Below are 22,346 nucleotides of genomic sequence, written 5' to 3'. Positions count from 1 at the left end.
GGGTTCCTGTCCATGGATACGGACGGCGGGAGCGGATGGATTGTCCGCCCCCGCCGCCCGACTCCGACCCGGCGGCTAGTCGCTCGCGATCGCGTTCAGCACGTTCATCCGGCCCGCCCTGAACGCCGGCACCAGCGCCGCGAACAGGCCCACGAACGCCGAGCCCACGAAGACCGCCACGATCGTCGGCCACGGGATGTCCAGGACGCCCAGGCCCTCCAGGGCGAGCAGCTTCTGCGCGGCCGTGCCCCAGCCCATGCCCAGACCGAGACCGAGCAGCGCGCCGAAGAGCGCGATGACCACGGACTCCAGGCGGATCATGCGGCGCAGCTGGCGGCGCGAGAGGCCGATGGCGCGCATGAGACCGATCTCGCGGGTCCGCTCGACGACCGACAGCGCGAGGGTGTTCACGACACCGAGCACCGCGACGATGATCGCGAGGGCGAGCAGGCCGTAGACCATGTTGAGGAGCTGGCCGACCTGGTCCTTGAGCTCCTGCTTGTAGTCGGCCTGGTCGGCGACCTTGTACTGCGGGTACGGCTTCAGGGCGGCCTTCATCGACGCGTACGCCGCGTCCTCCTGGCCGTCCTTCGCGGTGCCGAAGACGAGGAAGCTCCTGGGCATGCGGTCGGCGGGCACGTACCGCTCGGCGGTCGCGATGCCGACGGACATCCGGCCCTTGTCGATCCGGGCGTCGTCGGAGGTGATCGCCGCGACGCGCAGGGTGGCCTGCCGGCCGCCGGTGAAGGCGACGGTGAGCCGGTCGCCGACCGTGACGCCGTGCTCGGCGGCGTAGGCGCTGCCGACGGACATCGCGCCCGGCCCGTACGCCTCCGCCAGGCTGCCCGCGGTGGTCGCGCGCCGCACGTCCTGGGCGTACGAGGGGTCGGCGGCGACGAGGCCGGTCTTCTCCTGCCGGCCGCGCGCGTCGGTGACGGTGGCGTCGACCCACTTGTAGCGGGTGACGTGGTCGAGCCCGGCGGCCTTCGCGACGGCGTCCTCGGCCTGCGGCACGATCGGCTGGCCGTTGGCGGACTGGACGATGAAGTCGGCGCCCACGGACCGGTCGAGCTCCTCCGTGGCGGAGGCGACCATCGACGAGCCGACGACCGACAGGCAGGCGACGAGCGCGAGGCCGATCATCAGGGCGGCGCCGGTGGCTCCGGTACGGCGCGGGTTGCGCAGCGCGTTGCGCTCGGCCATGCGGCCGACGGGTCCGAAGACGCGGAGCACGACCGCGCCGAGGACGCGGACGACACCGCCCGCGAGGAGCGGGCCGACGACGACGAAGCCGAGGAGGGAGAGGACGACGCCGAGGCCGAGCCACAGGGAGCCCGCGCCGGCCTCGGCGGCCCGGGTCGCGGTCCACAGCGCGGCGGCGCCGGCGGCGGTGAGGAGCAGGCCGATGCCGCCGCGCACGGCCCCTGCCCGGCCGTCGGCGGGCGTGCCTGTGTCGCGCAGGGCAGCCATCGGGGAGACCCTGGCGGCCCGGCGGGCGGGTACGAAGGCGGCGACGACGGTGACGACGACGCCGAGGACGACGCCGACGACGGGGGTGGTCCAGCGGACGGTGAGGTCCTGCGTGGACAGCTCCATGCCCATCGACGACATGAGCTGCATCAGTCCGACGGCGAGCCCGACGCCCGCCGCGACACCGGCGGCCGAGCCGACGACGCCGAGCAGCAGGGCCTCGACGAGGACGGAACGGTTGATCTGGCGGCGGGAGGAGCCGATGGCCCGCAGCAGGCCGATCTCGCGGGTGCGCTGGGCGACCAGCATCGAGAAGGTGTTGACGATGAGGAAGATGCCGACGAGGAAGGCGATCCCGGCGAAGCCGAGCATCGCGTACTTCATGACGTCGAGGAAGCCGGCGACGTCCTTGCGGCCGGCGTCGGCGGTCTCGGCGGCGGTCTGCAGCTTGTAGCCCGCACCGATCTTCGCCACCACGGCCGTCTTCAGCCCGGCATCGCTGACGCCGGGCGCCGCGTCCGCCGTGATCTGCGTGAACACCCCTTCCCGGCCCAGCAGTTCACGCTGCGCGGTGGCGGTGTCGTACCAGACGAGCGTGGCACCGGGGTTGGTCACCTTGAACTCGGCGATGCCGGAGATCCGCGCCTGGAAGTCGCCGGTGACGGCGATCGTGCGCAGTTCGTCGCCGAGCTTCAGGTGGTGCTTCCCGGCCGTGCCCGCGTCGACGACGACCTCGGTGGGGCCGCGCGGCGCGTGGCCGGAGGTGATCTCGACCGAACGCAGCTCGTTCGGCGTCCAGTTGGCGGCGATGGTCGGGGCGCCGGAGGCGGGACCGACGTTCTCGTTCCGGGAGTCGACGACGGTGACGGCCGTCGAGGTGACGACGCCCTGGACGTTACGGGCCCCGTCGGCCGCCCTCACCTGCGCGACGAGGGCGCCGGGCAGCGTCTCCGGCCGGCCGTTCCGCGGTACCTCGTCGTCCTTGGCGGCGCCTTTCGGGCTGACCGTGACGTCGGAGGCGGTGGTGGCGAAGAGCTTGTCGAAGGTGGTGTTCATGGTGTCGCTGAACACCAGGGTGCCGCAGACGAAGGCGACGGAGAGGAGGACGGCGACGGCGGACAGCGCCATCCGGCCCTTGTGCGCGAGGAGGTTGCGCATCGAGGTCCTGAGGACGGTCCCGCTCATGACGTCCGCCCGCGCGCGTCGAAGTCCTTCATACGGTCGAGGACGGCGTCCGCGGTGGGCCGGTGCATCTCGTCGACGATGCGGCCGTCGGCGAGGTAGAGGACGCGGTCGGCGTAGGAGGCGGCGACGGGGTCGTGGGTGACCATGACGATCGTCTGGCCGAGCGCGTCGACGGACTGCCGCAGGAAGCCGAGCACCTCGGCCCCGGCGCGCGAGTCCAGGTTTCCGGTCGGCTCGTCGCCGAAGATGATCTCGGGCCGGGCGGCGAGCGCCCGGGCCACGGCGACGCGCTGCTGCTGGCCGCCGGAGAGCTGGCCCGGCCGGTGCTTCAGCCGCCCGGCGAGGCCGACCGTCTCGACGACCCGCTCCAGCCACGCCGCGTCCGGCCTGCGGCCGGCGATGTCCATCGGGAGCGTGATGTTCTCCAGGGCGTTCAGCGTCGGCAGGAGGTTGAACGCCTGGAAGATGAACCCGATCCGGTCGCGCCGCAGCTGCGTGAGCTTCTTGTCCTTCAGGGCGGTGATCTCGGTCTCGCCGAGGAAGATCTGGCCGCCGCTGACGGTGTCGAGGCCGGCGAGGCAGTGCATGAGCGTGGACTTGCCGGAGCCCGAGGGGCCCATGATCGCAGTGAACCGCCCGCGGGCGATGTCCACGTCGACGTGGTCGAGCGCGACGACCCGGGTCTCCCCGGACCCGTACGCCTTGACGACCTGCCGCGCCCGCGCGGCGACGGCCGTACTCCCCCCGGTTCCCCCGGGCCTGAGGATGCTCACAGCCGAAGTCACGCCATTTCTCCTATGCATTCGTACGCCGTGTTCGTAAGAACAAGCTAAGAACGGCAGGCCCCGCGTCTCGTCCTCCGCCGGTACGAGCGGCCCCTGGGCTGTATGAGGGAGGGACCCCTAGGGGTTTCTCCGACCCAGGTAGGGGTGGGAGGCTGCCCCGGGCGCACTTGGATGTACGACGCACCCGCCGGGCGGCGGGGGCGCGAGGAGAGGTGGGCCGCATGTCCGAGGCCGGGGCGCACGCGAGACGGGCGACGGGAGCGAAGACGAGCGGGGCGAAGACGACCGGGGCGAGCGGGGCGACCCGACGCGGGCCGGTCGTCGCCGCGCTGATGCTGAGCATGGCGCTGGTCTCGCTCGACAGCACGGTCGTCGCCACCGCCGTACCGCAGATCGTCGGCGACCTCGGCGGTCTGTCGGTCTTCTCCTGGCTGTTCTCCGGCTATCTGCTCGCCGTGACCGTGACCCTGCCGGTGTACGGGAAGCTCAGCGACACCTTCGGCCGCAAGCCGGTCCTGATCGCCGGCATCGCGCTCTTCCTCGCCGGCTCCGTGCTGTGCGCCTCCGCCTGGGGCATGGGCTCGCTCATCGCCTTCCGCGTCGTGCAGGGCCTGGGCGGCGGAGCCCTGCAGGGCACGGTCCAGACGATCGCCGCCGACCTCTACCCGCTGAAGGAACGTCCCCGCATCCAGGCCCGGCTCTCCACCGTCTGGGCCACCTCCGCCGTCGCGGGCCCGGCGGTGGGCGGACTGCTCGCCGGGTACGCGGACTGGCGCTGGATCTTCCTGGTCAACCTGCCACTCGGCGGGGCGGCGCTGTGGCTGATCGGCCGCTATCTGACGGAGCCCGGCGCCCGGACGGCACGGGGCGCCGAGGCCGTACGGGACGGGGCCGGCGTACGGGACGGGGCCGGCGTACGGGACGGGGCCGGCGTACGGGTCGGGGCGCGGCGGCCCGGGGGGCGCCGGGACGGGGGGCGCCGGGGCGGCGTGCGGCACGGGATGCGGCGGTCTGCGGGGCGGTGGGTGGCCGTCGACTGGGCCGGGGCGCTCGCCGTCTTCGGGACCGGGACGCTGCTCCTCACCGGCCTCGTCCAGGGCGGGGTGGCCTGGCCCTGGACGTCGGCGCCGTCACTCGGCCTGTTCGGCGGGGCGGCCGTGCTCGCCGCCCTGACCGTCGTCATCGAGCGGCGGGCCGCCGATCCGATCATCCCCGGCTGGGTCTGGCGCCGCCGGACGATCGCCGCCGTCAACCTGGCGCTCGGCGCGCTCGGCCTGGTGATGGTCGCGCCGACCGTCTTCCTCCCCACGTACGCCCAGGCCGTCCTCGGCCTCGGCCCGATCGCGGCCGGGTTCGTGCTGTCCGCGATGCCGCTCGGCTGGCCCGTCACCGCGGCCCTCTCCAGCCGCCTCTACACCCGCATCGGCTTCCGGCAGACCGCGCTGCTCGGCATGACCCTGGCCCTCCTCGTCCTGCTCGCCTTCCCGCTCCTGCCCTTCCCCGGCGAGCCGTGGCAGCCGGCGCTGCTCATGCTGCTGCTCGGCGCAGCGCTGGGCTTCTTCCAGCTGCCGCTGGTCGTGGGCGTGCAGTCGACCGTCCCGTACGAGGAGCGGGGCACGACGACGGCGTCGGTGCTGTTCGTGCGGCAGATCGGGCAGAGCGTCGGCGCGGCCCTGTTCGGGGCCGTCGCCAACGGCGTCCTGGCGGCCCGGGTCGGAGGCGGGGGCGGGGGCGGGGACCTGGACGGTCTGGTCCGCGACCTGAAGACCCCGGGCGCACTGACCGTCGCGGCCGCCGACCATCTGCGGCGCGCGGTCGCGACGGCCGTCGACTACGTCTACCTGGGAGCGGCGGCCGCGGCGGCGCTCGCCGTCCTGGTCCTGCTGACGGTCGCGCCGCGCCGCTTCCCGGTCCTGAAGGAGCACGAGGAGCCGGGGTCGCACGAGCCGCATGAGGAGCCGGGGCCGCACGAGCCGCACGAGGAGCCGGAGAAGAACGCCCCGGAGGACGCCGGCGGGTCCTGGCCGGGCCCTAGGGGGCGGCCTCCGCGACCCTGACCGGGCCGACGACGGTGAGCGGGATCCGCAGGTTCTCGCAGAGCCGGCGGGTCCGGCACAGGGCGCTCAGACTGGCCGGTGAGGGGTCGGCGGTGGGGAGCTGGACACGGACGAGGCGGGGCCGGTGGGAGTGGACGAGGGCCTCGGTCTCCAGGAAGGCGGCGGCCCGGCTGGTGACGTCGAGGTCGACCAGGAGCGACACGTGCAGGACGCCGTCCTCGAAGGCGTGGTGGATGAGCATCACGATCTCCTTCCCCCGCCCGTCGGGCCGGCGTCCGGCACCGCGGGGTCCAGGAGGACGAGCGGGGCGGACAGCGGCCCGCACACCGGCGGGCGGATCTCCGGCATGTGCCGCCGGGCGGTGGAAGGAGTCGCTTCGCGACCACGTCCGACCTTGCCGGGGAACCTCGCCGGGCTCGTACGGCACAAGGCTAGGCGGAGGCCGTCGTTGATCGCACCTGGTGAGCGGTGTGGCCGGTGCCCCGGGGGTCGGGGTGGGGTGGGCCAGTGAGGGGTCACTGGTGGGTCAGTGGTGGGGCCAGTGGTGGAGGTCAGTGGTGGGCCGCCGCCTCCTCCGGGCTGCGGGGCCAGCGCAGCAGGGCGCCGATGCCGCCGGCGACGGTGTCGGTGGTCGGGACCAGGACGGCCTCGCCGCCCGTGGCGACGGCGCAGCGGACGAGGGCGTCGTCCGCCCGGGCCTGCTGCGGATGCCCGACGCCCAGCCGTTCGGCGTCGGTCCGGCGCACCGCGACCTGGTCGGGTTCGTCGCCCACCCAGATCTCCGTGCGCGGGTCGGCGCCCGCCGGGCTGATCAGCAGCGTGTCGAGCCGGTGCTCGCGGGCGGCCTCGGTCACGGCCGGGACGCCCGCGACGGCGGACTCGCCCCGGCCCGCCCGGAAGCGCTCCAGGGCCGCCTCGACGCCGAGGGCCGTCGACTCCAGGCGCGCGGCCTCGACGTCGGCCGTCAGGAGCGCGGTGTCGGCGCCGGGCGCCCGGCCGCCGTGGCGGCTGATCCGGGTGACGTGACGGAGTTCGGCCGGCAGCTGCTCCAGGACGCCCCGGCACTCCCGCGCACCGCCGGCCAGCATCATCAGCTCGGCCCCGGAGGCGGGGAAGATCCGGGCCAGTTCCGTGGCGACGTGAGCGGCGTTCTCCTGCCAGGTGTTCTCGACGGCGGCGTCGAAGTGCCAGGACGACCAGTCGCCGGACGAGGCCTGGTGCAGGGGCCAGTCACGGCCCTGTACGGAGCCCTCGCCGACGCTTCCGGCGGCGCCGGCGCCGCTGCGACCGCCACTACCGCTGCCGCTGCCGCTGCCGCTGAGCTCGCCGTCGTACATCCGGTAGTCCGCTCCGCTGCGGTCGACCCGTACGACCAGGCACGGAGGGGCCTGTCCGGCGAGTTCGAGGAGCGGGGTGACGCGGGGCAGCGGCCCCCAGTGGGCCTCCGCCATGCCCGGATCGCGGCCGAGCCGGCAGCTCAGGTCGACCTGTCCGTCCGCGGCGAAGAGGGCGAGGCCGTGCGGGGCGTCGGCCGGTGCCGACCGGTCGAGGGCCTCGCGTACGGCGCCGACCGTGGCCTCGTCCGCGCCCTGCTCCCCCAGCGACCGGCACAGTTCGCGCCAGGTCAACTCGCGCCGCTCCGCCGAGGATTCGTCGGGCGGGCCGGTGGTGGCGTACACGGAGGCCCACGGGCCCTCGTGCGCCGCTACGGCGTCAAGGAAGTCGAGCTTCACTGTGACCGCCTCACATCTCGTCGTCGGAGGCGTCGGCGGCGCCGTCCGTGCCGCCGTCGATGCCGGTGTCACGGTGGACGGCGGCCTCCTCGGCGGGCGCGGCACCTTCGTCGGGCCCGGGTCCGGCATCGACCGCGGTGCCGCCGCCGGCCGCCGCCGGGTCGTCCGGCGGGAGCAGGCGGCCGGCGCGGACGGCGCCGGACTCCTCGTCCATCGGCTCGCCCTCGCCGTCCGGCAGGTCGCCGACCCCGTTGCCGGGCGGCGGGGCCGCGTCCGGGCGCTCCTCGGCGAGCCGTTCGTCGAGGGGTGCGCCCTCGCGCGCCTCTCGTACGGTGGTGCCGTGCCCGGTCAGGGAGAAGGCCCGGTCGGGCGGGGAGTATCCCGGCTCCTCCGGGTCTTCCTCGGGTTCGGTGTCGAGCGCGTTCTCCGGGTCGAGCGGCCCGCTCGGCCGGTTGGCGCTGTCGGCGCCGGCCGGCTGGTAGACCTCGTCACCGCGTCCGCGCTCGTCCGATGCCGGCGAGGTGTTCTCGGGCATCGTCACCGCTCCCCTTCCTCACGGTCGGGCTCTTCGTAGGGCGGGGCGTCCACCGGGGGCTCGGGGTCGTGCCAGTCCTCCGCCCGCGTGGGGTGACCGGACCGCACCTGGCCTTCGACTTCCTTCTTGCGGGCGTCGTCGAGGCGGGGTCCGGACTTGCTGCTGCCGCGCTGAGGTGTGGTCATGGCTCGTCTCCTGCGGTCGGTACGGCGAGGCCCGTACCCATGGGCCTTCGATGGGCGGCCGCGCCGCACTCGGCGTGCTGGGTGCGCGGGGTGGGACCGGGCCGGTCCTCGGCCTGCCCGCGCGTCTGTACGGACCCCCTTCCCGCCCTCGCGTGTCCGGGTGTCCCCCGGCGACTACCCACCCCTCGACGGCGCAGACATCACCCGGCCCCGGCGATGAAAGCGGCCCAGGGCGGTGCAGACGTCACCGGCGGCCCGCCCCACGCAAGCAAGCCACGGCCGCCCCGACGTCACCCGCGACCCCACCCACGCAAGCGACCCACGGCGGTGCAGACGTCACCAGCTACCGCGCCGACGCAGGCGGCCCAGGGCGGTGCAGACGTCACCGGCGACCGCGCTCACGCAAACGCCCCACGACCAGCGGGAGTACGGCGGCGAGTTCGCCGATCGCGCCCGTCCACAGCGCCGCCCGCGCGCCCAGGTACTCGCCGATGAGCCCGCCGGCCAGCGCGCCCAGCGGCATGCCGCCCCACACCACGAACCGCACGGTCGCCGTCACCCGGCCCAGGAGCTCCGGCGGGCAGATCCGCTGCCGGAGCGCCACCGAGCCGATCTTGAAGGGCATGAAGGCCGTCCAGCCGAGCCCCTGCAGCGCCACCGCGAGCGCGAACCGCCAGTCCGCCTGGAAGAACGGCAGCGCGGCCAGCCACAGCACCCCGCTCACCGCCACGGAGCCCGCCATCGCCCGCAGCTCGCCGAACCGGCGGGCCACCCGGGCCGTCAGCAGGCTGCCCAGGAAGCCGCCGGCCGCCTCCGCCGTGAAGACGAGCCCGCACAGGAACGGCGAGAGCCGGAGCTCTCCGGCGAGCAGCACGAGCAGCATGGACGCGCCGACCGTGCCGCACAGGTTGGAGATCGCGGCGGTGAGGGTGAGCCCGCGCAGCACCGGCGTGCGGAACACGAACCGCAGCCCCTCGCCGATCTCGCTCCACAGCCGCGCCCCCGCCGCCGTGCGGGCCCCGGGGCGCGGTTCGGGCCGCGGGTCCGGGCGGCGGATGCGGGACAGGAGGACGGCGGAGCCGAGGTAGGTGACCGCGTTGACGGCGAGGGCGACCGGCGCGGTGACGGCCGCGATCAGCGCGCCGCCCGCGCCCGGGCCGGCGGCGGCGGTGACGGTGCGGGTCGACTCCAGGGCCGTGTTGGCGGCCACCAGCTGTTCCTCGTCGACGAGCAGCGGCAGATGGCTCTGGTACGCGATGTCGAAGAAGGCGGTGCAGACGGAGAGCCCGATCGCGACCGCGTACAGCTGCGGAAGCCCGAGCACGCCGAGCCAGGCGGCGAGCGGCAGGGTCGCCAGGAGCACGCCCCGGACCAGGTCGTTCACGATCATCACGCGGCGCCGCCGCATCCGGTCCACCCAGGCCCCGGCGGGCAGCCCGACGAGCAGGAAACCGAGGTACTCGCACATGACGAGCAGCCCGGCCTGGAACGGGGAGGCGCCGAGCGGGCCGATCGCCACGAGCGGCAGCGCGAGGACGGTGATCGCCGTGCCGGCCTGGCTGACCGTGTCGCCGGTCCACAGCCTGCGGAAGTCCGCGATCCGGTGCAGCCGGGGAGGCGAGGAGGTGAGGGTGGTGGTCATGCGGGGGACCTCATCACCCGGCGCGGGCGACGCCCATCGTTTTACGCTGGGCTAAATCCTGGAATCCTGGAATCCAGGGATCCAGGGATCCAGGGATCCAGGGATCCAGGAATCCTGGAGGAGGGCTGGGCTGTTGGGCGGCATACGGTTCGGGGCGGACGATCTCGCCCAGCTGAGGTTCGCGATCTCGCCGCTGTGGGAGACGGCCGCCGCGTTGCGGGCGGTCGCCGACCCGGGCGGCCACGCGCTCCATCTCCCCTGGATCAAAAGGGTGTCGGCCCTCCCCCGGCCGGCCGTCCCGGCCGCCCTCGCCCTCCCGGCGCCGCGCTGTCCGCTCGCCGAGTTCGAGGAGGAGCTCGCCGCGCTCGACGGGCCGGGCGGCGAGGCACTGCGCGCGTGGTGGGAGGCGGGCGTCCGGCCGTACTGGCCGCGCGTCCGGGCCGTACTGGAGGCCGATCTCGCCCACCGCACACGGCAGCTGACGGAGGACGGCATCCAGGAGGTGCTGACCCGGCTGCACCCGAACCTGCGCTGGACCGGCGAGCGGCTGGAGTCGGCGGAGCTCGGTCGCGGTGAACTCGCCTTGGACGGGGCCGGGTTGACGCTGGCGCCGAGCGCCTTCGCGACCCGCTGCGCACTGCTGCCGGGACGGCCCGGCACGCCGCCGTGCCTGGTGTATCCGGCCCGCGGGGTGGGACTGCTGTGGGAGCGCGGGGCGGCGGCCGGTGACGGGCTGGCCCGACTGCTCGGGCGCAGCAGGGCGGAGCTGCTGGCCCGTACCACCACACCGGCCACGACCACGGCCCTCGCCGCACAGACCGGCCTGACGCCGGGCGCGGTCTCCCAGCACCTGGCGGTGTTGCGCGACACGGGCCTGGTGAGCGGCCACCGCTACCGGCGCGAGGTCTACTACCGGGCGAGCGAGCTGGGCCGTTCACTGCTGGCGGGCACGGGCACGAGCGCGGGCGCGGGCACGGGCGCGGCCTAGGCCAGCGGACACGGGCTGGGCCAGTGGGCACAGGCGCGGGCCATCCCAGCGGGCAAGGCGCGGCCCGGGTCAGCGGCACCAGCAGGCGCAGGCGCAGGCCAAGCCAGCGGGCAAGGCGCGGCCCGGGCCAGCGGCACCAGCGGGCACAGGCGCGGGCCAGGCCAGCGGGCAGGGCGCAGGCCATCCCAGCGGGCAGGGCGCGGCCCGGGCCAGCGGCACCAGCAGGCACAGGCGCGGCCCAGGCCAGCGGGCACAGGCCAGGCCAGCGGGCAAGGCGCGAACGCGGGCTAGGTCTCCGTGCCGCCGCCGGACTCGGGGCCGGTGGTCCCGGGGCCGGCGACGCGGCCCGTCAGGGTCGCCAGCGAGGCGCGGATGTGTGCCATGTGGGAGTGGATCTCGTCGCGGGCCTCCTCGTGCTCGCGCAGCACCCGCTCCGTCTCGCGCTCCGTCCGCTCCCGCGCGAGGCGCGCCTCGGCGAGCAGCGCCGCCGCCTTCGCCTCCGCGTCCTCCTGGCCGTGCCGGGCGGCCTCCTCGGTCTCGGCGAGGGCCCGGCGGGCCTCGTCGAGCCGCGCCTCGGCCAGGGCGGTCGACTCGGCGTGCGCGGCGTCCTGTTCGGCCGTCCGGGCCGCGTCCTCCCGGTCGGCCGCCTCCCGCGCCGCGGTCTGCTCCTCGTGCTGCCGCGCGAGGAGTGCGGCGGCCTCGCGTTCGATGGCCTCGAAGGCGGCACGGGCCTCGGCGCGCTGTTCGTCGGCGTCGCGCTGCGCGGCGGTACGGATCGACTCGGCGCGCTCGCCGGCCGCCGCCAGGACGGCGCGGGCCGCCGACTCGGCCGCGGTCCGCACGCCCTCCGCGTACGCCGCGGCCGCGGCCGCCGCCTCCTGCCCGGCCGCCTCCGCCGCCTCCGCGAGGGAGCGCGCCTCGGCCTCCGCGGCCCGTACGAGCGCCTCGTCCTCGGCCTCGACGAGCTCCAGGATCCGGCGGGCGCGCTCGCCCAGGGACTCGTAACGCTGCGGCGCGAGGGCCGCGACGACCTCGCGGAGCCGGGCCGCCTCCTCCTCCATCTCCTCGGCGAGCACGGTCAGTCGCGCCGCCCGCTCCCAGGCGGCGTCGCGTTCGGCGGAGAGCGCGGCCAGGTACCGGTCGACCTGCTCCGGGCGATAACCGCGCCCGCGCCCGAAGGATCCGGTGGAGAAGCTCATGTGACAAGAATGCGGCATGAGAACGGACAAAAGGCGCCCGACGTGAATACACGTCGAGCGCCTTTTGTCACATTGCGAAAGGTGTGAACTAGAGCAGACCGTCCCACATCTGCTCGAGCAGCACCGACCACCAGTTCTCCGGCGAGGACAGCGCCGCCGGGTCCAGCATCGCCAGCTGGGCCTGGAAGTCGACCGTCCAGCGGCCCGCCTGCTCCGGGTTGAGCCCGAAGCGGAGCCGCCACATCCGGCCGAGCAGCGCCAGGCAGCGCACGAACTCGGGCAGCCCGGAGTTCACGAACTGCGGCGGCACCGACTGCCCGCCCGGACCGGCCTCCACCGGCACGGCCACGATGTTCGCGGTCCCGTACTGGACACAGATCGCCCGGCCGAAGTCCGAACCGAGGACGAGGTACGAGCTCGCGTCCGGCGCCGGCTGGACCTGCCGCTGCGCCGCCAGCTCCGCGAGCGTCGGCACCACCGGCATCGCCGGCTGCGCCCAGAAGAACGGACCGAAGTCGGCCGGCAGACCCGCCCACAGGAGCGTGACCGCCACCAGCTCCGGCACGCCCTGCCGGGACACCGCGCGCTGGTCGAAGCGCAGGATCCCCGGCCCGAACGCCCCGGCCAGCTCCTGCGCCACCCCGTCCGGCGGCAGCGGCGGCGCCGGCTGCACCTGCGGCAACGGCGCCCGCACCGGCGCGGGCCGCGCCGGACCGTCCGCGACCTGGTGCAACTCACCCTGGTGAGTGAGAAGTTGACGCATGCCCTGCTGCCGGCCCGCGTGGTCACGGCCGTACGGCGCGATGTTGGTGACCCGCGCCTGCGGCCAGGTCTCCCGGATCATGCGCGCGCAGTAACCACCCGGCAGCTCGCACGACTCCAACTCCGTGTGGAGTTCCAGCACTTGCTGCGGCGGCACGTTCAGCGCGCGCAGCTCGTGCAGGATCTGCCACTCCGGGTGCGGCGTGCCCGGCGCGGAACGGCGGATGATCTGCTGCTCCGAACCGTCGGGCGCGCGGTACCGCAACACGGCCTGGTAGCCGGGGCCGACGGTCGGCTGACCGGTCGGCTGCGGCTGCGGATAGCCGTACGCGGGCGCGTTCGCCGGTGCGGGGGCCGGCCCCGGCGGCGGAGGCGGCCCGGCCGGACCGGGCTGCGCCAGCATCGTCGCGGCGTGCGCGACCCCACCGGGCGGCGTCACGCCCGCACCGGGCACACCCGGCGGCGGAGGCGGAGGCAACGGCGTACCGGGCCCACCCTGACTCGGGTGCGCCAGCATCGTCGCCGCGTGCGCCACCCCACCGGGCGGCGTCACGCCCCCACCGGGCACACCCGGCGGCGGAGGCGGAGGCAACGGCGTACCGGGCCCACCCTGACTCGGGTGCGCCAGCATCGTCGCCGCGTGGTGCACGGCGGGCGGCGGCGTCGGCGCACCGGGAGGACCGGGCGGAGCCACGGGAGCCGACGGGGCCGGGGCGGCAGGCGGGGCAGGCGGGCCGTCCGGAAGCTGCGAGACCAACTGCGTCCGCACGTATCCACCGGGCGGCGGCGTGGCCTTGCTCGTCGCCGCAGCCGCGATGTCCGCCGCCCCGGGCGGCGGCGTCGGCCCGGAGGAGGGCGTGGGAGGAACGGGCGGCGCGGAGGGCGCGGACGGCGCAGACGGCGTCGACGGCGTCGAAGGCGTCGAGGAGGGCGCGGACGGCGTCGAAGGCGTCGAGGAGGGCGCGGACGGCGTCGAAGGCGCGCCCTGCCCGAACGTCCCGTCCAGGTTCATCCGCGGCGCGATCGCGGTCGCCGGCAGCGCACTCCCGCCCTTCATCAACGCGGTCGGCGCATCAGGCCCCACCGCAGGCGGCGGCGCGTCCTCGTCGTCGGCCCCCGACAACGGCGGCGCGAACACCGTCGCCGGCAACGGCACCGCCCCGTCCGCCCCACCGGAGCTGGCATTGGCATCGGCCCAGGGGCTCGGCGCGGGCGCGGGGGTGGCGGACGCGGGCGCGGGCGCGGGGGTGGACTCAGGGGAGGGCGCAGGCACGGCGCCGAGCACGGCGGTCGGCGCGGAAGCCGCTGACGGGGAGGGCGTGGCGGGCGTGGCGGTGGGCGCGGGCGGAACCGCGTCCGCCGGAGCGTCGACCGGCGCGGCAGACACCTCGTCGCCTGCGGGGCCCACGGGCTCGGCAACCGGGGCGGCGAACGGGTCAACCGGGGCGGAAGCCCCGGAGCCCGCCGCAGCGGCGGACGCGGACGGCACCGCCTCCGCAGGAGCGGCGAAGGGCGCACCCGACGGCACGCCGTCGACCGGGGTACCGGCCGAGCCGTTACCCGCCTCCGGCGCCGACGATTCGCTCCCCGCCGCAGCGTCGGCCGCCGGGACGGCGAACGGCGGCACGGACGCCTCGCCGGCGGCCACACCGGCCTCGGCGACACTGCCCGCGGGCCCGGCGCCCGGCGCCGACGACGTACCGGCCGAACCGGCACCCGCCTGCGCCGCGGACGCCTCGGCCGCGGCAGAGCCCGTGCCGGAAGCCTCGCCGGAACCGGCCGCGGCGCCCGCGCTCAACCCCGTCGACGCATCCGCACCCGCCGTCTCCCCCGTCGCCTGCGACGCGTTCGACGCCACCGGCGGGAGGCCGATCTTGTCCGCGGCCTCCTGGAGCCACTCAGGGGGGCTCAGCAGGAAGGACGTCTGGTTGAGGTCGATGCGGGGCGCGGCCTGGGCCGGAATCGGGGCGGCGGGCTCGGCGGCGGCGCCGTACTCCTCCTCGTAGCGGCGGATGACCTCACCCACCGGCAGACCCGGCCACAGCGTGGCCTCGCCGCTGTCGCGGGCGATGACGAGACGGAGCCGGTCGCCGTCCGGCGTCCGCGTCTCCTCGCGGTCCTCGGCCCAGACGACGAAGCCCAGCCCGAACTCGCGTACCCGCACCTCCCGGTGCAGATACGCCGGCACGTCGCCGTTGATCCATTCCTCGGCGCGCTCCTGCGCCTGCGCGAAGGTCACCACAGCCAGTTCACTCCCCCACCGGGACAACGGGCACGGCGCGCGCGAAGCCGCCGTCCACCATCAGGTTCGCCACCGTCTCCAACTCCGGCGGATTTCCCGCAAGACGCTGCAGGAACTCGTCGAAGTCCGCACCACAGGGCAGCAGCAGCCGCTCGACGCGCTCGTTCACCGTCCAGCCGGCCGCCACCGCACCCGCGTCACGCGCGTCGTCGTACGGGCAGAACCAGACCGAGCCGACCGCCTCGCCCCGCACCTTCACCGCCAGGATGCCGCCCTGGACGAAGGCCACACCCAGGAAGTCCTTGGTGAGGTGGTCGCGCAGACACTTGTTGACGTAGACGAGGTCGTTGATCCCCGCCTCCTCGCGCACCGTGAAGAACGGCTGGTCGACGAGGAGACCCAGCTCGGCGTCGAGGGCCGTGCCGACCGGGGCACAGCCGCCCGCCGCCTTGAGGAAGGAGCGGTACGCACCGGGCAGCCGGTAACCGAGGTCCTCCTCGACGCCCTGGACCTGCTGCTCGGACACCGACACGACGCGCTTCGGCAGACCGAAGTGCGCGGGGCGGGTCTCCTGCAGCGGGCGGGTGCCGCGCTTCGCCTGGTCGACGCCCGCCGCCGTCGCGATGCCGCCGTGATGGCGCAGCAGCGCCTTCACCTCGACCGGGACCAGTTCGAGGCGCCGCGACCCCACCACGTGGTGCCACGTCCAGCCGTGCGGCGTCGCCACCGCCGGAATCGTGTCCCACAGCTCGTGACCGGTCGCGGCGAGGGCCGCGTTCGCCGACACGTAGTCCGTCAGGCGCAGTTCGTCGACGCCGAACCCCTCCGGCGGATCGGCGATCTCCGCCGCCGCCCGCGCGTACGGAGAGAAGTCCGGGTAGCCGCGCTCGTCCACCCGTACCCCTCGGGGATGGCGGGAGGCCCGGACCGGGTCCGGGAAGTGCACGAGCTGCCCGGCGTACGCCGCGTTCGGCGGCGCGGTGTCCTGGCCGAGCCGACCTGTCGTCATGGCGGTTGCCCCCTGAGTGGCTGCTGCTGCCCTGTGGCTTTGCTGGCTGGTCCGCACAGCCTATGCGGTGCCACAAGGGCACGACCCGGGCCACCGCGGCGACCGCACCGACGGTGACCAACTGTCACGACGGCATGACAGAACCGCCATGGTTCCGACACGCCGATTGCACGTTTCCGCGCCCCAGCTTCCCCATCGGGCACGGCGTTTGGCAGGCTGTTCCCGCAACTCGGGGGATTGCAGGAGGGGAAGAACAGCACCATGCACGCAAGCGCAACACAGGCACCAATGCCCACTCAGGGTGACCCACGCCTCAGCTGGGGCAGCCGCGCCGACGCCCGCCGCGCCCCCTTACTGCGACACCGCCGCGACGGCATCCTGCCCACCGTCGGCGCCGCCCTCTCCGTCCGCGGCGAGACCCTCACCTGCACCGCGGCCCGCGGCGACCTGGCGCCCGCGCTCCACCCGCTCGTACAGGACTTCCTCGACACCCTCACCAGCGGCCAGCGCGAACGCTTCACCGGACGATGTCCCGAGGCGATCCTGCTCTCCCGGCACCTCACCGCCACCGACAACGCGCGCTCCAAGCGCGCCCAGCGCAAGCCGCTCACCCACGGCGAGGCCCGCCGCTCGCTCAAGCACGCCAAGCTCACCGCCCGCCGCATCCGCGAGGACGGCGACCCGCTGCACGGCAGCTACGCCGCGCCCTGCCGGTCCTGCACGGCGATGCTCGACCACTTCGGCGTCCTCACGGTCGACCCGACCGCCCCGACCACCCCTGCCGAGAACAGCTGACCCACGCACATGACCGACCACAGCACCACCCGTTTCCCGGTCAACGTCGACGCCGCCCTCCGCGAGGCGGGCTGGCAGCCCGGCCGCTGGGACATCAAACTCGCCGAGGAATGGGCCGACGCCCTGCGCGCCTACGTCTCCCCCGGCGGACACCGGCACGCCGTCTTCCCGGCCATCGTCGAGGCGTGGGCCGAGTTCGGCGGCCTGCGGATCACCGCCCCCGGCCACGGCCGCCAGATAGCCCCGGCGACCGTACGCGTCGACCCGCTCGCCGGACTCCACCTGGCCCGCACCCTCGGCGACCTCGGCCGCGCACTCGACACCGAGCTCGCACCCCTGGGCGAGGAGGTCGAGGGCGACGAGCAGCGCGGCGTACTCGCCATGGACGCCGAAGGACGCGTCTACAGCATCGACCACACCGGGGACTGGTACCTCGGCGCCGACGTCGACACGGCCCTCGGCACCCTGATCACGGGAACGCAGCCGACCCGACTGGTGGCGGGACCGTAGGAACCCGTCTCCGGGCGCCGACCGAGGCGACCGGAGACACGGCCGGCTACGAGGTGACCGGCAGCACCGCGCTCACCCGGAACCCGCCCGCGTCCGTCGGGCCCGACACGAAGACGCCGCCCAGCGCCGTCACCCGCTCCCGCATGCCCAGCAGGCCGTTGCCGCCGCTCGGCAGATGGGCGTCGGCCGCGGCGGCGTCCGACGGGCCGTTCTCGACCTGCATGGCGACCTCCGCCTCGCGATGCGCGAGACGTACGACAACCTTGGCGCCCGCCGCGTGCTTGTGGACGTTCGTCAGGGCCTCCTGGACCACCCGGTACGCCGTCTGCTCGACATCCGCACCGTACGGGCGGGCCTCACCCATCACCACGAAGTCCACGACCGCGCCCGCCAACCGCGACTGCTCCACCAGATCGGGCAGCGCGTCCAGACACGGCCCACCGTCCTGCGCGGCCGCCTCCGCCGCGGCGGCAGCGGCCCGGCCCACCGCGGCGAGCGGCGCGGCCACAGGGGCCGCCGGACTCGCCGGGGACTCCTCGCGCAACACCCCCAGCATCTCCCGCAGCTCCGTCAACGCCTGCCGGCCCATGTCCCCCACCAGCGCCGCGTTGCGCACCGCCTTCTGCGGATCCTTCAACGCCACCGCCTGCAACGCCGCCGCGTGCACCACCATCAACGACACCCGGTGCGCCACCACGTCGTGCATCTCCCGCGCGATCCGCGTCCGCTCCTCCTGACGCGCCCACTGCGCCCGCTGCTCCGCCCGGTCCGCGAGCAGCGACAACTCCTGCTCCAGACTGTCCGCGCGCTCCCGCAGCGACTCCATCAGCCGCCGCCGCGCGCCTATGTAGAGGCCGAACAGCAACGGCGGGGCGTTCAGCCCGAGCGTCATGAACAACGACACCGTCGGCACGTACCAGCCGCTCGGATCGAGGTCCGGCGTCCCGGCGTCGGCCTGCGCCACCTCCGCGCGCATCCGCACCACGGTCACGATGTAGACGGCGACGGTCGACATCCCGGCGAGGGCCGCGGTGAAACGACGGGGCACGTCGGAGGCGGCCAGCGAGTACAGGCCGACGATGCCCATCAGATAGCCCATCTCGGCGGGCGTGGTCGCGATCGAGACGAGCACCACGGTGATCGGCCACCGGCGCCGCACCAGCAGCACGGACCCGACCATCAGCCCGAACAGCACCCCCACGGGCACCGGCAACGACGCCTTCTGCGCGAACCCGACCCCTTCGAGCCCGCACTCCAGCGCGGACACCACGGCCAGCCCGACGTCCAGCACGACGCTGCGCCGCTTCCCCCACCACCACCAGGTACGCGACACCACCGCGTCCTGGTCTGCCCCCGTTGCGGTCATGCCACCCACCCTACGGGCGCGAGCCACCGATTTTCCCGCCTCTGACCGGCCGCGGAGTGGCACCCGTCAACGCGCACGCACACCCGTCCCTCGAACCCATGAATCGACTGGGTTTTCGACCCGGACGTCCGCATTCCGGACGACGGTGTCCGCATGACACCCGAAACGAGTCGCTACGCCGACTTCGAAGGCCTGCGCCGCCAGGCCGTCGCCCTCCGCCGCGAGGGCCACAGCCTCCGCCAGATCCGCGACCGCCTGCAGGTCTACAACAACGACCTCCTCCACAGGCTGGTGAAGGGCGAGCCCCCACCGGAGTGGACCAAGCGCCCCAGGGCCAAGGACGACCTCCGCGGCCGGGCACGCGAGCTGCGACTGGAAGGCAGGACGTACGACCAGATCCAGGTCGAGCTGGGCTGCTCGAAGAGCTCGATCTCACTGTGGGTACGGGACCTTCCGAAGCCGGAGCGCCGCGATCCGACCGAGCAGGCGAAGATCGCCGCGCAGAAGCGCTGGGAGCACGAGTTGGCTGTGCGCGACGCGAAACGCCAGAGGACCAAGGAGGCCGCGACCCAAGAGGTCGGCACCATGACCGACCGCGAACTCCTGCTCGCCGGGGCGGCCCTCTACTGGGCGGAGGGCGCCAAGGACAAGCCGTACTCACGCCGAGAGAACGTCCTGTTCGTGAACAGCGACCCCGGCGTCATCCGTGTCTATCTGGCCTGGCTGCGTCTCCTGGGGATCGAACCGCAGCGGCTGACATTCCGGGTCATGATCCACGCAACGGCTGACGTCGAGGGCGCGAGGCGCTACTGGGCCGATCTGGTCGGCGTCGACCCGACCACGTTCCAGAAGACCACGATCAAGAACCACAACCCGAAAACGGTCCGGAAGAACGTCGGCCCCGAGTATCGGGGGTGTCTCGTCATCCGCGTCGCGCAAGGCGCCGAGTTGTACCGTCGCATCGAAGGCTGGTGGTGCGGCATAGTAGGGGCGGTCGACTCGATCAGCAGGGCATGATGTCCGATTTGGTCGACTTAGCTATCCCCTGTGGTGTAATCGGCAGCACTGGGACCTTTGGAGTCCTATGTCCGGGTTCGAGTCCTGGCAGGGGAGCCAGTCGACACGGGCCCCGACCTCTCAGGTCGGGGCCCTTCCTCATACCCCGCCCAGTACCCCCCGGTATCCTTCGGAAGTCCACCACCCGAAGCCGAAGGGCATTCCCGTGAGCGCCAACCGCCCGGCCGCCGTCGTCGTCCTCGCTGCGGGTGAGGGCACCCGCATGAAGTCCAAGACCCCCAAGGTGCTGCACGAGATCGCCGGGCGGTCGCTCGTCGGGCATGTCGTGGCCGCCGCGCGTGAGCTGGAGCCCGAGGACCTGGTCGTGGTCGTGGGGCATGCGCGGGAGCAGGTGACCGCTCATCTCGACGCGCAGTACGCCGGGACGCGGACCGCCGTGCAGGAGGAGCAGAACGGGACCGGGCACGCGGTGCGGACCGCGCTCGGGGAGCTCGGGCGGGCGCCCGAGGGGACCGTGGTCGTGGTGTGCGGCGACACGCCGCTGCTGTCCGGCGAGACGCTGAAGGCGCTGGCGGCGACGCACGCGGCGGACGGCAACGCCGTCACCGTGCTGACGGCCGAGGTGCCGGACTCCACCGGCTACGGCCGGATCGTGCGCGACCCGGCGACGGGTGCCGTGACGGAGATCGTGGAGCACAAGGACGCGACGGACGAGCAGCGGGCGATCCGGGAGATCAACTCCGGGGTGTTCGCGTTCGACGGGCAGCTGCTCGCGGACGCGCTCGGCAAGGTGCGGACGGACAACAGTCAGGGCGAGGAGTACCTGACGGACGTGCTGTCGATTCTTCGTGAGGCGGGGCACCGGGTGGGTGCGTCGGTGGCCGGCGATCACCGGGAGATCCTGGGGATCAACAACCGGGTGCAGCTGGCCGAGGCCCGTACTCTCCTGAACCGGCGCCTGCTGGAGCGCGCGATGCTCGCGGGTGTGACGGTGGTGGACCCGGCGTCGACGTTCGTCGACGTGACGGTGACCTTCGAGGCGGACGCGACCGTCCTGCCGAACACGATCCTGCTGGGCGCCACGCACATCGCGGAGGACGCGGTGGTGGGTCCGAACTCGCGTCTGAAGGACACGACGGTCGACAAGGGCGCCCGGGTGGACAACACGGTGGCGGACTCGGCGCGCGTCGGCGCGGGCGCGAGTGTCGGCCCGTACGCGTATCTGCGTCCGGGGACGGACCTGGGTGCGAAGTCCAAGGCGGGTACGTACGTCGAGATGAAGAACGCGACGATCGGCGAGGGCACGAAGGTCCCCCATCTGTCGTACGTCGGTGACGCGACGATCGGCGAGTACTCGAACATCGGTGCGGCGAGCGTGTTCGTCAACTACGACGGCGAGGCGAAGCACCACACGACGATCGGGTCCCACTGCCGGACCGGTTCGGACAACATGTTTGTGGCACCCATCACGATCGGGGACGGCGCGTACACCGCCGCCGGCTCCGTGATCACGAAGGATGTGCCGCCCGGTTCGCTGGCCGTCGCCCGTGGCCAGCAGCGGAATATCGAGGGTTGGGTGGCCCGCAAGCGCCCCGGCAGTGCCGCCGCGCAGGCCGCTCAGGCCGCATCCGAGATGTCCGCCGGCGAAAGCTGACCGGAAACGAGTACGCCGAACTCGGCGTACCGTGATACGTGCACACAAATTCGGCTGGCTCGCACACGCGCACGGGAGCGCGGGGAATCGCTGCCAGATAACCGTCGAGGAGACAGTGCTGTGACCGGGATCAAGACGACCGGCGAGAAGAAGCTGATGCTCTTCTCCGGCCGCGCCCACCCCGAGCTGGCCGAGGAGGTCGCGCACCAGCTGGGTGTCGGCATCGTGCCGACCAAGGCTTTCGACTTCGCCAATGGTGAGATCTACGTCCGCTTCCAGGAGTCGGCGCGTGGCGCGGACTGCTTCCTGATCCAGAGCCACACGGCTCCGATCAACAAGTGGATCATGGAGCAGCTGATCATGATCGATGCTCTGAAGCGGGCCTCGGCCCGGAGCATCACCGTGATCATCCCGTCCTACGGCTACGCCCGTCAGGACAAGAAGCACCGCGGTCGTGAGCCGATCTCGGCCCGTCTGGTCGCCGACCTGCTGAAGACGGCGGGCGCGGACCGGATCCTCACCGTGGACCTGCACACGGACCAGATCCAGGGCTTCTTCGACGGCCCGGTGGACCACCTGTCGGCCCTGCCGGTCCTCGCGGACTACGTGGGTGCCAAGGTCGACCGCGAGAAGCTGACGATCGTCTCCCCGGACGCCGGCCGCGTGCGCGTGGCGGACCGCTGGTGCGACCGTCTGGACGCGCCGCTGGCGATCGTGCACAAGCGCCGTGACAAGGACGTCGCCAACCAGGTGACCGTCCACGAGGTCGTCGGTGACGTGAAGGGCCGTGTCTGTGTCCTGGTGGACGACATGGTCGACACCGCGGGCACGATCTGCGCGGCCGCGGACGCGCTGTTCGCGCACGGCGCCGAGGACGTCATCGTGACGGCCACGCACGGCATCCTGTCCGGCCCGGCGGCGGACCGCCTGAAGAACTCCAAGGTCAGCGAGTTCGTGTTCACGGACACGCTGCCGGACCCGAGCTCGCTGGAGCTCGACAAGATCACGGTGCTGTCGATCGCGCCGACGATCGCGCGCGCGGTGCGCGAGGTGTTCGAGGACGGCTCGGTGACGAGCCTGTTCGAGGAGCACTGAGACTTCCGGTAGATCCGGCAGCTCTGACAGATCTTCCAGAACCGACACAAGGGCCGGTCTGCACCGTACCCGTAGGGAGCAGACGGGCCTTTCCCGTTCCCTCGGCCCGTTCCCTCG

General features: G+C 73.7%; 18 protein-coding genes and 1 tRNA gene. 8 read left to right on the top strand and 11 right to left on the bottom strand.

Features of this window, described 5'->3' with window-relative positions; genetic code table 11:
* Positions 1-75: 75 nt before the first annotated feature.
* Both ACWEJX_RS07285 and ACWEJX_RS07280 read right to left on the bottom strand, forming a co-directional pair.
* Positions 76-2,655: an ABC transporter permease gene (locus ACWEJX_RS07285; protein WP_451606543.1), complete on the bottom strand. Its 2,580-nt coding sequence runs from the start codon at positions 2,653-2,655 to the stop codon at positions 76-78.
* Entirely contained in the window at positions 2,652-3,458 is an 807-nt protein-coding gene (locus ACWEJX_RS07280) for an ABC transporter ATP-binding protein (protein WP_451606542.1), read from the bottom strand. The genes ACWEJX_RS07285 and ACWEJX_RS07280 overlap by 4 nt, the downstream gene beginning before the upstream one ends.
* 203 nt (positions 3,459-3,661) lie before the next feature.
* Here ACWEJX_RS07280 and ACWEJX_RS07275 point away from each other — a divergent pair, with 203 nt between their 5' ends.
* Positions 3,662-5,497 (top strand): MFS transporter, encoded by a 1,836-nt coding sequence (locus tag ACWEJX_RS07275; RefSeq protein ID WP_451606541.1) that lies wholly within the window; start codon positions 3,662-3,664, stop codon positions 5,495-5,497.
* On the opposite strand, the gene ACWEJX_RS07270 is transcribed toward ACWEJX_RS07275, so the two are convergent.
* The 5 genes from ACWEJX_RS07270 to ACWEJX_RS07250 all read right to left on the bottom strand — a co-directional run bounded on the left by ACWEJX_RS07270 (position 5,472) and on the right by ACWEJX_RS07250 (position 9,592).
* On the bottom strand, positions 5,472-5,738 hold the full coding sequence (locus ACWEJX_RS07270; RefSeq protein WP_403801552.1) for a hypothetical protein: 267 nt from the start codon (positions 5,736-5,738) through the stop codon (positions 5,472-5,474). The genes ACWEJX_RS07275 and ACWEJX_RS07270 overlap by 26 nt on opposite strands.
* A 310-nt stretch (positions 5,739-6,048) precedes the next feature.
* Positions 6,049-7,230 carry a baeRF2 domain-containing protein gene (locus ACWEJX_RS07265; protein WP_451606540.1) on the bottom strand — a complete coding sequence of 394 codons (1,182 nt, stop codon included), beginning with the start codon at positions 7,228-7,230 and terminating at the stop codon, positions 6,049-6,051.
* Between the two features lie 10 nt (positions 7,231-7,240).
* A complete protein-coding gene (locus ACWEJX_RS07260; protein ID WP_451606617.1) occupies positions 7,241-7,765 on the bottom strand; it encodes a DUF5709 domain-containing protein in 525 nt (174 codons plus the stop codon).
* 2 nt (positions 7,766-7,767) lie between these two features.
* Complete coding sequence (locus tag ACWEJX_RS07255) at positions 7,768-7,950, bottom strand: hypothetical protein (RefSeq protein WP_451606539.1); 183 nt, start codon at positions 7,948-7,950, stop codon at positions 7,768-7,770.
* 382 nt (positions 7,951-8,332) lie between these two features.
* Positions 8,333-9,592 (bottom strand): MFS transporter, encoded by a 1,260-nt coding sequence (locus ACWEJX_RS07250; RefSeq protein ID WP_451606538.1) that lies wholly within the window; start codon positions 9,590-9,592, stop codon positions 8,333-8,335.
* A 133-nt stretch (positions 9,593-9,725) separates the two neighbouring features.
* Between ACWEJX_RS07250 and ACWEJX_RS07245 the strand changes: the two genes are divergently transcribed.
* Positions 9,726-10,580, top strand: a complete 855-nt coding sequence (locus ACWEJX_RS07245; protein ID WP_451606537.1) for a DUF5937 family protein — start codon at positions 9,726-9,728, stop codon at positions 10,578-10,580.
* A gap of 287 nt (positions 10,581-10,867) precedes the next feature.
* Here ACWEJX_RS07245 and ACWEJX_RS07240 read toward each other — a convergent pair whose 3' ends face one another.
* From ACWEJX_RS07240 to ACWEJX_RS07230, 3 genes are all read right to left on the bottom strand, one after another.
* Positions 10,868-11,779 (bottom strand): cellulose-binding protein, encoded by a 912-nt coding sequence (locus tag ACWEJX_RS07240; protein WP_451606536.1) that lies wholly within the window; start codon positions 11,777-11,779, stop codon positions 10,868-10,870.
* 88 nt (positions 11,780-11,867) lie between these two features.
* Positions 11,868-14,783: an SUKH-4 family immunity protein gene (locus ACWEJX_RS07235; RefSeq protein WP_451606535.1), complete on the bottom strand. Its 2,916-nt coding sequence runs from the start codon at positions 14,781-14,783 to the stop codon at positions 11,868-11,870.
* A gap of 7 nt (positions 14,784-14,790) precedes the next feature.
* Positions 14,791-15,792 (bottom strand): SMI1/KNR4 family protein, encoded by a 1,002-nt coding sequence (locus tag ACWEJX_RS07230; protein WP_451606534.1) that lies wholly within the window; start codon positions 15,790-15,792, stop codon positions 14,791-14,793.
* Positions 15,793-16,053: 261 nt separating this feature from the next.
* On the opposite strand from ACWEJX_RS07230, the gene ACWEJX_RS07225 reads away from it, so the two are divergent.
* The gene (locus ACWEJX_RS07225) at positions 16,054-16,587 is read left to right on the top strand and encodes a YwqJ-related putative deaminase (RefSeq protein ID WP_451606533.1); all 534 of its coding nucleotides are present in this window, start codon (positions 16,054-16,056) and stop codon (positions 16,585-16,587) included.
* 9 nt (positions 16,588-16,596) lie between these two features.
* A complete protein-coding gene (locus tag ACWEJX_RS07220) occupies positions 16,597-17,097 on the top strand; it encodes an SUKH-3 domain-containing protein (RefSeq protein WP_451606532.1) in 501 nt (166 codons plus the stop codon).
* Between the two features lie 46 nt (positions 17,098-17,143).
* On the opposite strand, the gene ACWEJX_RS07215 is transcribed toward ACWEJX_RS07220, so the two are convergent.
* Positions 17,144-18,463 carry a sensor histidine kinase gene (locus ACWEJX_RS07215; protein WP_451606531.1) on the bottom strand — a complete coding sequence of 440 codons (1,320 nt, stop codon included), beginning with the start codon at positions 18,461-18,463 and terminating at the stop codon, positions 17,144-17,146.
* A gap of 153 nt (positions 18,464-18,616) precedes the next feature.
* Here ACWEJX_RS07215 and ACWEJX_RS07210 point away from each other — a divergent pair, with 153 nt between their 5' ends.
* The 4 genes from ACWEJX_RS07210 (at position 18,617) to ACWEJX_RS07195 (ending at position 22,229) form a co-directional block, all read left to right on the top strand.
* The gene (locus ACWEJX_RS07210; protein WP_451606530.1) at positions 18,617-19,480 is read left to right on the top strand and encodes a hypothetical protein; all 864 of its coding nucleotides are present in this window, start codon (positions 18,617-18,619) and stop codon (positions 19,478-19,480) included.
* Between the two features lie 24 nt (positions 19,481-19,504).
* Positions 19,505-19,579 (top strand) — tRNA-Gln (locus tag ACWEJX_RS07205).
* A gap of 106 nt (positions 19,580-19,685) precedes the next feature.
* Positions 19,686-21,134, top strand: coding sequence for a bifunctional UDP-N-acetylglucosamine diphosphorylase/glucosamine-1-phosphate N-acetyltransferase GlmU (glmU, locus tag ACWEJX_RS07200; protein ID WP_451606529.1), 1,449 nt, complete (start codon positions 19,686-19,688; stop codon positions 21,132-21,134).
* A 120-nt stretch (positions 21,135-21,254) separates the two neighbouring features.
* Positions 21,255-22,229 (top strand): ribose-phosphate diphosphokinase, encoded by a 975-nt coding sequence (locus ACWEJX_RS07195; RefSeq protein ID WP_365761115.1) that lies wholly within the window; start codon positions 21,255-21,257, stop codon positions 22,227-22,229.
* Positions 22,230-22,346: the final 117 nt, after the last annotated feature.

It is taken from the genome of Streptomyces sp. NPDC004788 (genome assembly GCF_053601115.1).
Note: the sequence above shows the minus strand (reverse complement) of the source record. Positions and strands in the feature narration are given on the sequence as shown.